Below are 15,252 nucleotides of genomic sequence, written 5' to 3'. Positions count from 1 at the left end.
TCCTACGGAGACGCTCCGCGAACGCCTAGGGAATGCGCACCAAGAGAGAGGATATTTACTTTGCCAACTTATTCTTTCCAACAGTTTTTTAGTTTCGGTATTTAATTCTCTAATGAATCTCATATAACTACCCATTTTCAGTGATTTTATCTAATTATAGATTATTAGGTCAAAAATAGGTAATTAATTTTGTGCACCTGCTTATTTAGTTTAAATTTGTCACATTTGTGAATCATCCCAAGCGTCTCAAAGCTAGTGATGGAATTGCTTCGCAATTCCTGGAGATGTCTAAGAAAAATCAGAACGGATTTTTGCTTCAAGGAAAGTAGGACTTACGCACTGTACAAATTTACTATCTTGTGTATTAACGAAAATACGTTGTTTCAGGTTTTTCTCAATCATCCTCTAATCAATAGCGATCACTTAAAAAGCGTCAAAAAATCAACCTCGAATTCCTGAATCACGTAATGCAGATTTGGTGCTTTATGTCAATGGGTAACTCCTATTAAGATAAAAATTGTTACACTTGAATTTTTTTGTAGAACTCTGTAGAATAACAGCGAAGTATTCAGGGAAAAAACGATGACCACTGAAACAACTTATGAAATGAAGCCATATGCCAAAAAGAGATACAACATTACTGCACCTGTAAACTTTGAGACCTCGAGGAACTATATCAAAGCCATAATGGCGATCGCCAGTGCTGATGGTGAGTTAGCACAGGCAGAATTAGATTGGTTTGTCGAAGAACAAAATATGATGGGAGTACCATCTGAGCTGATAGAAGAAAATATCCTAAAATTCGATGGAGAAAACCTGGACATTCAACAGCTATTGGGCGGTATTAATCATGATTTTCCTGTTAATTTTAAGCGTTGTATGTTATATCAAGCCATCAAAATGAGCCGTGCTGATGGAGTGTACCACGATAAAGAAAAAGCAGCTGTTGCGCGAGCCGCAGAAATTTTAGGAATTGAACGGAGTGTAGTTGTTAGTCTTGAGTCTTTGATAGAAATAGAAGAGTCAGGAGATCGACTGCGACTTGCACTATTTGAAACTGAAGTTTAATACTTTAATTTATTAACTATAATTTAAGTAGTTTCAGGAGAAACATTGATGCTAAGAGAAAGAAAATTTTCTTTCTAAAACTTGAGTCTGTAATCAGCATTAAGATTCTCCTGTTTATCCTAGGTTTTGATAGAAGTCATGTGGAATAGTTATTTGGTTCTTTTGAAGAGTTTACAGCGCGCATTTTCTGTCAAGAAAATAAAATTACAGCGGTTTGCAATTCAGTTAGGTACAAAGTTCTGGGTTTTTAGGGAGCAGGGAGCAGGGAGCAGGGAGCAGGGAAGAGGGAAGAGGGAAGAGGGAAGAGGGAAAATAATCCTGTGTACCTGATAGTTATGCAAACCGCCGTATCTCATCCAATATAAAACTGCTAGAGTAACAATAATCTTCCCTGACCATTCAAGTATTGAACCTACAACAATCTTGAGCAGAATAGAATCATTACCATCAGAAAAAGCCGAAAAAGACTTTTATCCTCTCTCTTGTGGTCAACAAGCTCTGTGGTTTATCAACAAACTCGCACCGCAAAGTTGGGCTTACAATGTCTTGTTTGCTGTGCTAATTAGATCAGAGATAAATCTGAACGCTTGGCAAACTGCCGTCAGAGCAATAATTGACCGTCATCCCAACCTAAAAACGACTTATACTGAACGTAATAGTCAAACGTTTAGGGTTGTTAACAAAAAAGTAGAAATTCCTTTCCAGCAGATACATGCCTCACATTGGACTGATCAGCAATTAGACCATCACCTCACCCAGTCAGCTCACATTCCCTTCAATCTTGAACAAGAACTCCCTATAAGAGTTTTACTATTCACTCGCTCTCAAACAGAGCATGTGCTGCTGTTAGTAATACACCAAATTGCCATTGATTTTCGGTCAATGGAGGTGTTACTTAAAGAACTCAGCTTGGTATACAAAGGAAATAGAGATTCTCTACCCCCAATAAAAGTCTCCTATCAAGATTTTATTGACTATCAAAACAAAATGTTAGCCAGTGCTCAGAGAAAGAGCCTTGAGAGTTATTGGCGACAACAGCTAGCAGGAAAATTACCAGTCTTAAACTTACCCACTGATCGCCCTAGACCTTCAGTTCAAACCTACAATGGCAGTTCCCATTATTTCCAGCTAACCCAAGAACTTTCTACTCAACTCAAGAAACTAGCACAAGATTATTCAGTCACCCTCGATAGTTTACTCCTAGCAGCCTTTCAGGTATTACTTTACCGCTTATCAGGTCAAGAAGATATTTTAGTCGGAACTCCCACCTCCTTACGAAACCAGCCTGAATTTAGTCAAGTAGTGGGCTATTTTATCAACCTGGTTGTCATACGAGGGAATCTCTCTGGCAATCCTACTTTTGGAGAGTTTCTCACTCAATTGCATCAAACAGCATTGGAAGCATTCGCCCATCAAGATTATCCTTTTGGCTTTCTTGTAGAGCAGTTAAAACCCCAAAGAGATGCCAGTTTATCACCTCTTTTACAAGTAGTTTTTTCCCTTGAAAAATTTCAGAGTTCGGAAGTAGTTGCCCAATTATTGTCACAACAGTTGGCAGGGGAAGAAACAGGGGGTCAAGTTACTTGGGGAGGATTAGATGTAGAACCTTGGGAAATCCCCCAGCAGGAAGGTGAGTTTGACCTAATCTTAGAGATGGTGGAAACAAAAAGTTCACTGGCTGGTGTTTTTAAGTACAATACCGATCTATTTGATTTTGATACCGTTGTCAGGATAGAGTCTTGTTTCCTGCATCTGCTAAAAGGAATTGTTACTGAGCCAGAAAAGCCAGTTTACTTACTCGCCATATTAACAGAAACACAGCGGCATCAGTTGTTAGTGGAGTGGAATCAAACTCGGACTCAATATACTCCTCAAACTTGTATTAATCAGTTATTCGAGAAGCAAGTGGAACGGACAGCTGATGCAGTGGCAGTGGTGTTTGAAACTCAGCAATTAACTTACCGGGAGTTGAACAGCCGGATTAATCAACTCGCCCACTATCTGCGATCGCTAGGAGTCAAACCAGAGACATTGGTGGGTATTTGCGTGGAACGCTCTATTGAGATGGTAGTCGGAGTGTTGGGAATTCTCAAAGCTGGTGGGGCTTATGTACCCTTAGATCCGGTATATCCTCAAGAGCGCTTGGCTTATATGCTAGAAGATGCTCAGGTTTCCCTACTTTTAACTCAGCAGCAGTTACTTGAACGACTTCCTCTGAGTGCTAAAAAGGTTGTTTGTTTAGACTCAGACTGGAAAGAAATTACTACTTTTAGTGAAAAGAATCCTGTGCATCAGGTACAGCCTGACAACTTAGCTTATCTGATCTACACTTCAGGTTCGACAGGTAAGCCGAAAGGGGTTTTAGTTACCCATCAAGGATTGTCCAATCTAGTCCCCGCCTTTATTGATATCCTGGATATGCAGCCTGAGTGTTGCGTTCTCCAGTTTACTTCTTTGAGCTTCGACCACTCAATTGCGGAAATAGCAATGGCGCTATGTTCTGGGGCGCGGCTTGGTCTGGCCACCACTGAGTCACTGCGACCTGGTTCTGATTTAATAGAGACATTGCAAAAGCAAGAAGTCACCCATATTTCCCTAACCCCCTCAATACTGGCAACTCTAGCTGATGCAGAACTGCCTAGTTTGCGGACAATGTTTGTGGGAGCGGAAGATTGTCCTCCGGCTTTGGCAAAGCAGTGGTCGAGACGAGTGCAATTATTTAATACTTACGGTCCAACGGAATCTACGGTTACAGTCACCTACGCTCAATGTGGCGGTTGTGATCGCAAACCACCCATTGGTCGTCCCCTGCCTAACATTCAACTTTATATTCTTGATGATCACCTCCAACCAGTTCCCATCGGTATTCCTGGTCAACTCCATATCGGCGGTATAGGTTTAGCACGAGGCTATCTGAACAGACCAGAACTCACGGCTGAGAAATTTATTCCTAACCCCTTTAGGGATGAATCGGGTTCTCGACTCTATAAAACGGGCGATCTAGTTCGCTATCTACCCGATGGTAACATCGAGTTTTTGGGTCGTATCGATAACCAAGTCAAGGTGCGAGGCTACCGCATTGAATTGGGAGAAATTGAAGCTGTGCTAGGAGAACATCAAAATGTACGGCAAGCCCTGGTTATTGTTCGAGAAGATATTGAGGGTGATAAACGCCTTGTTGCCTATGTGGTTCCGCAACAGCAAGAACTCACAGTTTGTGAATTGCGTTCCTTTCTCAATACTCAGCTACCCAACCATATGATTCCGGCAGCTATCATTATTTTGGAAGCAATTCCACTAACTCCTAATGGTAAAATAGATCGTCGCGCCTTACCTGCACCCGATGCTTCTCGGTGGGGTAGTGAAGCGAATTTTATTGCGCCTCGGGATGCCTTAGAAAAACAACTGGCACAAATTTGGTCAGAAGTTCTAGGGGTTAGTTCTGTAGGAGTTCAAGATAACTTTTTTGACCTAGGTGGTCATTCCCTTTTAGGAGTTCGCTTGATTGCTCGAATTCAGGAGCAGTTAGGGAAAAAATTGCCACTGGCAACAATCTTTAAACACCAAACAATTGAACAGTTAGCAAGATTATTTAAGTAGAAAAAATGAACATTCTCCAAATTAGTCTTCCTAAAAGTGGCACCTTTTGGCTTGCTAATATTCTCTCAAATATTGTTAAAGAAGCTGGCATAGCCGAAAAAGCTTTTGTCAAAACGCAACCGATTTACGAAGCAGCTAAAACTTGGGATTTGCCTATCAAAAATATGCTAGATATTAATATGATCAATATTACTAATGAAGTTCTGTTTTACAGGATTGCTAATATATTTATCTATCCCATTCAGGATTTTAACGAATATATCAATAATACGACTAATGTCTGGACTCATTCCTTGGCTTGTTGTAAAACTCCAGAGGTACTGGAAAAGTTTGATAAAACAGTTTACATCATACGAGACCCGCGCGATGTAGCAATTTCTTGGTCTCATTTTGCGTTTACACCGTTTATGAAAAAGCACTACTATTATGTGGCTGGTAACGAAGTTAATCCAGAAAGTTTTTTAAAAAATAAGTTATATACCTGTATATCGGATTGGATGAATCATGTAGGGGGCTATTTAAAAAGTAAAAAAGAGCTAGATATTTATGTCATTTTCTATGAAAACTTGTGTAATAATTTTAATAATGAGCTGCAAAAGATGTTGGAGTATCTGGAGATAGAACTTGATTCAGATTCAATTGCTCGCATCAAGGAGCAAGTTGACTTCACAAGTATGAAAAAAGATAGTCCGGATCACGTTCGCGAGGGAGGGTTTTACAAGTGGAAAAATGTTTTAAGCAATGAACAGAAAGAGAAGTGTTGGCAGATTGCCCAACCTTTGTTATCCCTTCTCAATTATCCATTGGGCGATCACGACTTAGATAAACTCCCCAGAATTCCGGTAGAATTACCTGAGGTGAGTTCTTTGCCTTCTGGTCCCTCTGTGTGTCTCAATTGTAAGGATTAAAGGTTATGTCAAGTCAGCGTTCTCTCGGATGCAAGCTCCGAGAGCTGTGCTGACTTCCTCAACTTACTCCCACCGTTGCATCTCTACAGGTAGAAGATAGGGAAGATGGGTTTACCTTAGCTTTCAAGATACAACAAAGGTCAACTGTTGATTAATTTCTGATATCTTACTACAGTGATATTGTATTCGGGTTATGAAGTTATGGTCTAAGTAAAATTTAAAAAATACAAATAACAAAAAAACAAATAAGTATAGCATTATAGATTGCTTATAATGCTATTGAAAAGTATGTATATAGCGGTTTATAACCTAATGAGGTACACAAGATTTTTTCCCTGTTCCCTGTTCTCTCTTCTCTGTTCTCTCTTCCCTGTTCCCTGTTCCCGTCTTGATGCAGTCGCTCATGGGGGAAACCACGGCAGTCGCTCATGGGGGGGACCCCCAAGACCGCGCTGCCTTCCCAAGACCGCGCTGCATCGCTGTTCCCTGTTCCCTAAAACCTTAGGTGCGCTTTCCGCATTAAGAATTAAATTCGCCACGGGTCGCACCTCAAAAATTTGTACCTCACCTAATTTAAAACCGCTATAGTACTTTGATAGAAGTTTAGTCTATTTATTAGCAAATCCATTGTCTTGGAAGCTAGCTGCGTAAAAAAATTATGTTTTTTGTTTTCTGAATCATGCAACTACCAAAAATCAATGCTGTAGATACCGTAACCCTAGAAGAAATAAACACCCTTGTTCATCTGGGTTGCTGCTATGTAAAAATACCAGAAAAAGAAGTATTTGAAGATTTTGAAGTCATCAAAAAAGAGGCTTTAGCTTTTTTCATACAGGACGAAATTAAAAAACAAAAATGGTTAGTAAATGATAAACTAGAAGGTTATATAAACCGTTCAATTGATGATATACAGTCGGTTCAACAGTTTTTCTTTAGGTTGCATAATCCAATTGGACCCTTTCAAGAATGTCGCAATTCAGTTTTCAAAATCTCAAACTATTTTGAACAGCGTATTGTTCTAGTTCTGTTAAAAGAGGTATTTAGGTATTTTGGTGTTGAACAATATTTCGAGGAAGTCGTGAGCGATCGCTCTTCAACATTTTCAACTGTCTATTATCCTGCTAAGGTAAATACAAATAAGAAATGCAATAGTGGACTGAAAGCTCATAAAGACTTTGATTTGATGAGTGTACTTTTGATTGAAAAGCCAGGATTAGAAGTGTTTTGGGATGATCAATGGCATGAAGTTAATCCCCAACCAGGGTATGTTGTGGTAATTCTGGCTCAAACCTTAGAAAAAATGCTAGGTGGAAAGACACACTCAATTCTACATCGAGTTCGCATACCAGATGAGGAACGTCTTTCTCTAGCTGTTTTTCTAGGACCAAATACTAATATTCCTATTCAAGATTACATTCATGATCAAATCCTGTTTGATTCATATGATCAGTGTTTAAAATATCATTATTACCAGTTATTTGAACAATAAACTGGTTAAAAATTAATTTTGCTGAAACTTAATCAAGAAGTGAAATGAACGAGTGTGAACTACAGGGAATCAACCATATCGCCTTAGTCTGTAAAGATGTAGCACGAACGGTGGACTTTTACACCAAAACCCTTGGTTTTAAGTTAATCAAAACCATTGCCCTACCAGATGGCAGTAAGCGTTTCTTTTTCGATATCGGCAATGGGAGTGCTTTGGTTTTTTTATGGTTTCCCAAGGCACCAGATGCTTCACCTGGCATTGCTTCTGTCAAACCTGAAGCAATAGAAGCTATGGCTTCTGTTACACCTAAAACCTTAACACCTAAAACCTTAAAGGCTAGCGACATTGCTACAGCTCATGGTTCAATGAACCATCTCGCCTTTAATGTGCCCCTAGAAAAACTGCAAGAGTATAGAGAGAAACTGCTAAGTAAGGGAGTACAAGTCACCCCAATTTTACACCATGCTGACGTTCCCTCGGGTTATGCTCCCGAACTGGACGATACGACTTTGCTTTCCTCATTTTATTTCTTTGACCCAGATGGGATCTTGTTGCAGGTAGCCGCTACTGTGCGCGAGTTCTGAGTTAGTAGTCTTTCTCTTTATGGCTTTTCGCAACTAATCAAAATCCCCGAAGGATTGTTTAACAGATCCTGCCAGTAGGCTTCGCCATATTTGGCAATTGCCTCTGACGGCACCTCTGGTCTAACATGCCATTTCAGCTTCTTAAAGCCAGCTTCCTTAGTAGCCCATTCATACACAGAGCGATCATACACGAAATTGCTGATGAAGGTTGGGGGATTGGTATTCAGTTTGCTTTTCCGAGTACGACCATCTGGCATAGGTTCCTCTTGGAGAATTGTAATCCCATAAGGGGTCATGTTGGATTTACACAAAGAGAAATCTGGGTTGGTAATGTAAGTCACAAATTGCCCACCATTTCTCAAGTTATCGATAATATGGCATAACATTTCTAGGAGATGGTGGCGATCCTTGGCGTAATGTAATAGTGCCACCGCCGTCACAAGATCGAACTTCCCCAAATGGGGAAGTTGAGCCACATCACGAACATGGTATTCAATTCCTAGAGGATTATTGGCTTCTTTTTGACGGGCATGCCGTACCATCTCTTCAGAAATATCTACCCCAACAACTTTGGTCGCTCCTTTTTCTTTCAGCAACCTAGTATAGAACCCTGTTCCACAGGCTAAGTCTAAAAACGTTTTGCCTTTGATATTGCCAATTACCTTTAAAAAAGAGGCTTTTTCAACGATTGACCAGGTAGCGAACTCTTCATACTTGAATTGTTCATACTCTGCGCCTATCTTATCATATTGACGAGTATCGTATTGAGCCATCATTAAATCCCCCCTAATTGACATTATTATTTATCGCAAAACAGCAGCCACTCCAAGGGATTATCTAATAAATTTTGCCAGTAACTTTGCCCATATTTTTCTATAGCTTCTGGTGGCACTTCTAGGTTAAATTCCCATGTTAAATTTTTGAATCCAGCTTCGTTAATCGCCGATTCATAAACTGAGCGATCATACAGATATAGATCGACAAATACGGGTGGGTTGACCTCTAATTTACCTTGAATAGCACGACGACCATCTGGCAAAGTTTCTTCTTTAGAGATCGTTATACCAGGTTCATATTTAGCCATATCGAATTTTTTTCCAGAAAAATTGGGTTCCATAATCAGAGCCACCAAACGCCCACCTTCTGCCATATTTTCATAAATATTACGGAACATGGCTTTGAGATGCTCTCGATCTTTGGCATAGTTAAACAGGCTAACCGCAGTTATCAGATCGAAATTGCCCAGCTTGGGCATTTCTGCGGCATCCAAAACATGGTATTCAATCCCCAGTGGAGTGGCTGCTTCTTGCTCACGGGCAACCTCTACCATTTTTACCGAAATGTCTACGCCAACAACTTTGGCTGCTCCTTTTTCTTTCAACAACTGGGTATAGGAACCACTCCCGCATCCTACATCTAACACTGTTTTCCCTTCTATCTCGCCAATTCCCTTTACAAAGGAGGCTTTTTGGGCGATATAATAGGTAATTTGCTCTTTGTTGAATTCTTTAAAAGCATCACAAACTTTATCCCATTGTTTCGGATCGTAGTTAGTTGTCATTAGTTGATCTGCCTATATAAGTAACGATAAATTTTAGTTCACAAAGTTAGAATTATAGCCTACTTAATTTTGGCTATGTTCTCAGTTTGCTCAAAAGCGATAATCCTCTTCATTTTTCCCCAACTTCATTTTTCACCAATAAGTGTAACCATTACAGGATTAATCAATAAATCTTGCCAGTAAGATTCTCCATATTTTTCCAGTGCTGAATTAGGGATTTCTAGATTAAAATCCCATTTATAGTTCTTGAAGCCTACTTTCTTCATTATCCATTCATAAATCGAACGATTGTAAATATAACCCTTGATAAAAAACGGGGATTTTGCTCCATTCAATTTCATCGTAATTTCCCGACCGTCTGGCATGGGTTCTTCTGCAACGGGAGTAAAACCATATTTGCTAGTATCTGATTTGTTCGGATAAAAATCCGGATTAGCAGTGAGAGCAATCAAGCGACCGTTCTTTGCTAGATTATTATAAATACGAAGAAATATTTTTAGTAGGTGGTCTCGGTCTTTAGCGTGATGAAAAAGACCTACGGCAGTCACCAGATCGAAACTACCAAGCTTGGGCATTTCAGCTACATCAAAAACAAGGTATTCAACTCCTAGTTGTGTTTGTTCTTCTTTTTCACGGGCTACCCGGATCATCTCTTCAGAAATATCTACGCCAACAATTTTGGCTGCTCCTTTTTTTTTCAATAATTGAGTATAGAAACCAGCTCCACATCCTAAATCTATAATCTTTTTTCCTTGTATGTTGCCCAAAGCTTTTAAAAATGAAGCTTTTTCTCCTATGGCGTATGTAGCTTCATTTGAGCCTTTGAATTGATCGTAAATGACCCCAACGCGATCATATTGAGTACTCTTGTATTCAGCCTCGATGGGAACCTCTATCTCGTCGGTTCGCAACACAATTCTTCGATCGAGAAATGCCTCGACCGCTGTATTAAATTCATCTGGAAACTCCCAATGCCCCATATGCTCCCCCAATACTAAGGTTTCGGTATTGGGTAAATTCTTGTTGACCTGGGGCATGAATTTTGACCTTTGTTGGGAAAAAGTCCAAAGGGTAGGAACGTGATCATCGACTAGTTTGGCTTCTTCGCTGTAATCTGAAAACCATGAATCGATAAACAGCGCATTCGAGACATAGTTCGGTATCGCCATATTCATGCGATAAAAAAAATCAGTCACCTCGGGAGTCATTTCCTCGACTAACCCAGGCTGAATGATTTCCGGTACACTGTCAAGCCGGTTGTAAGCCACAAGTCGATAACGCTCGATTAACCACCCCATGTCAGCTGGATTTCTAACCTCTCCCCAATTATCCTCCTCTTGGGTGGCAATCCGCTTTGGCATAGCACAGTCAATGGCTACGATCGCTTTAATCCGATCGGTGCCATGATTCCGAACGTAAGAATAAATATCTAAATTTGCGTTGGAATGCCCAGCCAGAATCACATTGTCCAGTTCCAAGGCATTGAGAAAAGCATTAAGATCTGCACCCCGTTGAATGTAGTGATTACCGTCTAACGTCTTAGAGGATAGTCCTTGACCGCGAGGATCGTAGGCGATCGCCCGATAGCGCTTTGAGAAATGGGCAAGTTGTGCTGGGAAATAGTCGATTGAAGTCCACCAACCAGGAATAAAAACGATTGGTGTGCCCGACCCTGCCTCCTGGTAGTGAATGACGAGATCTGGGCTAACTTGCACATACTTGACGTTAAATTGTTGCTTGTTCATTGTTCCAAAACTTCTGGCCCAGATAATCATCACATGGATGAAATAAATTTCAATCTGAACATGGGCATCATTGCGGTCCACACCCAGTATTGATGGCTAACTATTTTTGTTTTGTCTAACTACTGAAGTTCAAGATTGAGCTGATGCATCTCGTCTTGGAAGCGAATAAAGATATCCCAAACCTCTTGAGCTGCCATACAAACCAGGTCACGGGAAGCTCCCATTTCCTCCAACCGACGAGCGAGGTGAATTGAATCCCCAGCATGATCTGCTTCTACCACAGTATGCAGCCTCAGCCAAGTCAAGTCATACTCAGAAATTTCTTGAGTCCGCGCGACCTGTTCGTTTAGACATTCATCGAACTTCTTAGCGTAAATCTCGCCTACCAAAAACGCAGCGATGACGACTAGCGGATCGGGAGCATTGAAATAGTTCTCCAGCCGTTGCCTGAGTTTTCTCCCAGGTAAGCCAATCGTCAAATCATCTACCTCGCCAGTTTCAATTGATTTGGGTTGCCACGGTTTCAAGGCATTGTAGAAGCGGTCATATAATACAATGTGACACTGCTCGGAATCTCCGTTACCCAGTTCATCATAGAGCTGTTTCACCAGTAAACAACGAATGACATTATCATCAATCCTCGACACGGCACCGGAAAGCCAGCGAATGAAATCTGCAGTTATTCCCCGGAGATTATGGAGAAGTAACCAAATGCTGGTAAGATCCACAGGCTGAGAATGCAACCACTCAAAATAGTGGTCTCTGATGTCCTGTTGCTCGTAAAAATCAATGATTCCTTCTAAGTTTTGGTTCTTCTGATGTCGTTCGGAAAACAATGTAATCATATATGGCACTGAAATAAGGAGAAGAGGGAAAGTCTGATATTAAAGAAGTAAGCACCTACACAGAATTAATTACCTACTCCCAATTTATGTAACCCTTACATTGTAAGGCTTTGAGGTTTGTGAAATGTGTAATCAATTTTGTGTACCTGCTTATCAGCTGGTGCATCTCATCTTTGCAAAAACATTATCGATCAAGAATCCCATTTAGTTAAGCTGTGCTTAACTAAATAATCTTATGAACCAGAAGTGTTGAAAGTTGAAAACCTTAAACACTTCTGGCTTTTTACAAAAAAATATAGCATTTATATAAGGAATAATTTCTTTTAAAAGATTAATACATTATTAAAATTTATATAAATTTTAATAATGTATTAATGGTTAACTTGTTATATTTTCCCTTTGAAAAGTGCCAAAATTCAATAGAAATGCAATATTGTATAGCGTTTTTCAATTAGGTGAGGTACAAATTTTTGAGGTGCGACCCGTGGCGAATTTAATTCTTAATGCGGAAAGCGCACCTAAGGTTTTAGGGAACAGGGAACAGGGAACAGGGAAGATAGAAAAAATCCTGTGTACCTCATTAGGCTATAAACCGCTATATCACTACATATTTATCACTACCCTGGGGGAAGAGGGCAAGGGGTGCATCTCATTAAAGCTGTTTGACCTAGTGGTGCGTTACGGGCAGCAACCTAACCAAGGGCTAGAGGCGGAAAATGAGGGTCGCCTAACGCACCCTACGCAACATTTTCAACTAATTTTTGTCACCCAACCTATAGGGAATACAGATAATTTTTAAAGGTATTTGATTAGTTGTCTCTAGCTATGATAAAAAACGGTCTATAATACCCTAACCACAATCACTTCAGCCGTTTCTTCTCACCACCACTTTTTTTGGTGCAACATCTGAGTTTTACCCAATTAGTATAACAGTAGCGCTAGATACACATAAGTTTTCCTGTGCTGCAACTAAGGCAAACGGTTGTGATAAAATCATATTGGCTTAATAAAAAAAAAAGGAAGTATTTGATGAAACGTCTTTTTTCCTTGCTGCTGTCAGGAATACTGATGGTCTCTAGCACGCTATTGTTGGGTATCGCCGTCGCTGAGGGCGTTGCCCCCGGTCAAGCACAAGCACTGGTTGAAGAAAGTCAGACTGAAGAAAGTCTGGCTCAGTGTTTTTACAGTCGAGTGAGTAAGGGTAAAGATGTGAAAGAATGTGACTCGGCTTTAGAAAAAAAGCGGAACAAACTCAAATCTGTTGAATGTCAAAAATCTGTTGAATGTCAAAAATCTGTTGAATTTCAAAAAGCTCGCTGTTCTAAACTCCAAAATATGGTGGAAACAAACAAGCCTGAATATCTGAGGCTTTATGACGTGAGGGATTGCCATTTATTGATAGAAGACAGTCCGTTTTGGACTAGTATTTACTATGGCGATGATGACTCTCCTTGTAAATACGATTCGCTTTATAATGAGTACGTCTGCGAATAATTGTTCGTCCGATCGCACTACTGTCTGTGTATCATATCAAACCTAATTTGTGGGCAGATTATCTCAGTCAAGAGCTTAAATATCTCTCGTTAAATCTAAAATTAATTTAGCTTTTTAATTCATGAGATTTTTCGACCTCAGAGTTAGAAGAAGTTTGGCTTACTCCCTTGAAAGTTTTCATGGAACAGCCAAAATTTATTAGTGGGTTGTCGGGAACTTTGGACAAGGTAACTTCGGCTCAGGGTAAAAGAATTGACCCAAACAGTATCAGAAATCGGTTACGGATGGATTACCCATCCGTAACCCATCGCTTGGGATTATGCTACCTGAAGCAATGACTCCTTCAAGCGAGTTTGGTCAAACCCCCGCTGATGAAGCAGTACCCAGGATTCGATCAAATCAGGACCATTGACATCCCCAGTTAGTGCAGCACGAAGCGATCGCATAACCAATCCTTTCTTGACCTTTTGCGCTTTTGTGACTTGGTTAATAATCTGCTTAGCTTCCTCTGGACTCAGCTGTTGGTAATTACCGAGTTGCTCAAGAATAGCTTGCACCACCTCACTAGCACCAGCTTTTTTGAGCTGCTCTACTGCCTGCTCAGTGTACTCAACCGACTCAGTAAAGAACATCCGAGTCATATCTACTGCTTCTGGCAAGCGAGTCAAACTTGGCCCAATCATAGCAGTCAACCGTTCCAGCCAAGGGCGATTTTCCACAGGATCACAGTTGTAGCCAGCACTTTCCCAGTAGGGGATTAGCAAGTCCACTAACTCAGATGCACTCATCTGGTGGACATATTGACTATTAATCCAATCCAGCTTAGCCCAGTCAAACTTTGCCCCAGCTGGGTTCACCCGTTCAAAACCGAACTTTTGAGCGGCTTGAGCCAAAGTAAAGATTTCCTGAGTAGAGTCAGGGGGAGACCATCCCAGCAATGTCATATAATTAACCATCGCCTCAGGGGTAAAGCCCATGGCTTTGAAGTCAAAAATAGAGGTTACACCATCGCGCTTGGATAGCTTCCGTCCCTCATGGTTAAGAATCAGAGGTGTATGGGAAAATTCTGGGACTACACTCCCTAGGGCTTCATAGAGCAAAATCTGTTTAGCAGTATTAGCAATATGGTCTTCACCGCGAATGACATGGGTAATCTGCATATCAATGTCATCCACCACCACAGCTAGGTTGTAGAGAGGCTGACCGATACCATTATCTTGAGATGCCCTAGCAATGACCATATCACCTCCAAGGTCACTCCCTTTCCAGGTGACTTTACCTCGGACTAGATCATTCCAGACAATCTCGCGGTCATTATCAATCATAAAGCGGATCACCGGCTTGCGCCCTTCCGCCTCAAATGCTGCTTGTTGTTCTGGTGTCAAATTGCGATGGCGATTGTCATAGCGGGGTGCTTCTTTTCTAGCCTTTTGAGCTTCCCGCAGTTGTTCTAGTTCCTCAGCTGTAGTGTAGCAGCGATAAGCCAATCCCTGGTCTAAGAGTTGTTGAATAGCAGCACTATAAAGGTCAAGACGTTGGGATTGGAAAAATGGTCCTTCGTCCCACTCCAGTCCCAGCCAACTTAAACCATCGAGGATGTTTTGGGTATATTCCTCTCGCGATCGCGTTTGATCGGTGTCTTCAATGCGCAGAATAAACTTACCGCTGTGGCGACGGGCAAATAGCCAGTTAAATACAGCGGTTCTAGCGGTACCAATGTGTAAATTTCCGGTTGGACTTGGGGCAATACGGACTCTAACTGTCACAGCTGATTGCTAAGAACCTAATTACTATAGTCTTTTCGTCTGTTCTATAAAACGTGAACATCGCGGACAAAAACGTCACAACGACGCCTGTTTACTTCCTGTTTCAACTAGGACTGTCGGCAGCACCCTATCCACAGGCTTCAAATCGGCTGGAACCCAACCTAATATTGAAATTGAATTTGAGGTGACAAC

13 protein-coding genes are annotated in these 15,252 nt (G+C 40.9%); 7 read left to right on the top strand and 6 right to left on the bottom strand.

Going from position 1 to position 15,252, the window contains the following annotated elements:
- The first annotated feature begins 582 nt into the window (after positions 1-582).
- Positions 583-1,068 carry a TerB family tellurite resistance protein gene (locus F6J99_RS29225; protein ID WP_293118047.1) on the top strand — a complete coding sequence of 162 codons (486 nt, stop codon included), beginning with the start codon at positions 583-585 and terminating at the stop codon, positions 1,066-1,068.
- A 221-nt stretch (positions 1,069-1,289) separates the two neighbouring features.
- Here F6J99_RS29225 and F6J99_RS29220 read toward each other — a convergent pair whose 3' ends face one another.
- A complete protein-coding gene (locus F6J99_RS29220; RefSeq protein ID WP_293104151.1) occupies positions 1,290-1,424 on the bottom strand; it encodes a hypothetical protein in 135 nt (44 codons plus the stop codon).
- A gap of 67 nt (positions 1,425-1,491) precedes the next feature.
- Here F6J99_RS29220 and F6J99_RS29215 point away from each other — a divergent pair, with 67 nt between their 5' ends.
- From F6J99_RS29215 to F6J99_RS29200, 4 genes are all read left to right on the top strand, one after another.
- Complete coding sequence (locus F6J99_RS29215; protein WP_293118044.1) at positions 1,492-4,668, top strand: amino acid adenylation domain-containing protein; 3,177 nt, start codon at positions 1,492-1,494, stop codon at positions 4,666-4,668.
- A 5-nt stretch (positions 4,669-4,673) separates the two neighbouring features.
- Positions 4,674-5,576, top strand: a complete 903-nt coding sequence (locus F6J99_RS29210; RefSeq protein ID WP_293118041.1) for a sulfotransferase domain-containing protein — start codon at positions 4,674-4,676, stop codon at positions 5,574-5,576.
- A 679-nt stretch (positions 5,577-6,255) separates the two neighbouring features.
- Entirely contained in the window at positions 6,256-7,065 is an 810-nt protein-coding gene (locus F6J99_RS29205) for a 2OG-Fe(II) oxygenase family protein (protein ID WP_293118039.1), read from the top strand.
- Positions 7,066-7,109: 44 nt separating this feature from the next.
- Positions 7,110-7,649: a VOC family protein gene (locus F6J99_RS29200; RefSeq protein ID WP_293104140.1), complete on the top strand. Its 540-nt coding sequence runs from the start codon at positions 7,110-7,112 to the stop codon at positions 7,647-7,649.
- Positions 7,650-7,666: 17 nt separating this feature from the next.
- On the opposite strand, the gene F6J99_RS29195 is transcribed toward F6J99_RS29200, so the two are convergent.
- The 4 genes from F6J99_RS29195 to F6J99_RS29180 all read right to left on the bottom strand — a co-directional run bounded on the left by F6J99_RS29195 (position 7,667) and on the right by F6J99_RS29180 (position 11,800).
- A complete protein-coding gene (locus F6J99_RS29195; RefSeq protein WP_293104137.1) occupies positions 7,667-8,446 on the bottom strand; it encodes a class I SAM-dependent methyltransferase in 780 nt (259 codons plus the stop codon).
- A gap of 2 nt (positions 8,447-8,448) precedes the next feature.
- Positions 8,449-9,210 (bottom strand): class I SAM-dependent methyltransferase, encoded by a 762-nt coding sequence (locus tag F6J99_RS29190; protein WP_293104135.1) that lies wholly within the window; start codon positions 9,208-9,210, stop codon positions 8,449-8,451.
- 125 nt (positions 9,211-9,335) lie between these two features.
- Positions 9,336-10,955, bottom strand: coding sequence for an alpha/beta fold hydrolase (locus F6J99_RS29185; RefSeq protein ID WP_293118036.1), 1,620 nt, complete (start codon positions 10,953-10,955; stop codon positions 9,336-9,338).
- 119 nt (positions 10,956-11,074) lie between these two features.
- Complete coding sequence (locus F6J99_RS29180; protein ID WP_293104130.1) at positions 11,075-11,800, bottom strand: iron-containing redox enzyme family protein; 726 nt, start codon at positions 11,798-11,800, stop codon at positions 11,075-11,077.
- Positions 11,801-12,284: 484 nt separating this feature from the next.
- On the opposite strand from F6J99_RS29180, the gene F6J99_RS29175 reads away from it, so the two are divergent.
- Together F6J99_RS29175 and F6J99_RS29170 are read left to right on the top strand one after the other, a co-directional pair.
- Positions 12,285-12,599, top strand: coding sequence for a hypothetical protein (locus F6J99_RS29175; protein ID WP_293118033.1), 315 nt, complete (start codon positions 12,285-12,287; stop codon positions 12,597-12,599).
- 230 nt (positions 12,600-12,829) lie between these two features.
- Positions 12,830-13,294 carry a hypothetical protein gene (locus F6J99_RS29170; protein ID WP_293118030.1) on the top strand — a complete coding sequence of 155 codons (465 nt, stop codon included), beginning with the start codon at positions 12,830-12,832 and terminating at the stop codon, positions 13,292-13,294.
- Between the two features lie 317 nt (positions 13,295-13,611).
- Here F6J99_RS29170 and gltX read toward each other — a convergent pair whose 3' ends face one another.
- Positions 13,612-15,060: a glutamate--tRNA ligase gene (gene gltX / locus F6J99_RS29165; RefSeq protein ID WP_293118026.1), complete on the bottom strand. Its 1,449-nt coding sequence runs from the start codon at positions 15,058-15,060 to the stop codon at positions 13,612-13,614.
- Between the last annotated feature and the right edge of the window lie 192 nt (positions 15,061-15,252).

The sequence above is a fragment of the Moorena sp. SIO4G3 genome, from assembly GCF_010692305.1.
Taxonomy (GTDB): Bacteria; Cyanobacteriota; Cyanobacteriia; order Cyanobacteriales; family Coleofasciculaceae; genus Moorena; species Moorena producens_A.
This window is presented reverse-complemented; position numbering and strand designations above follow the sequence as displayed.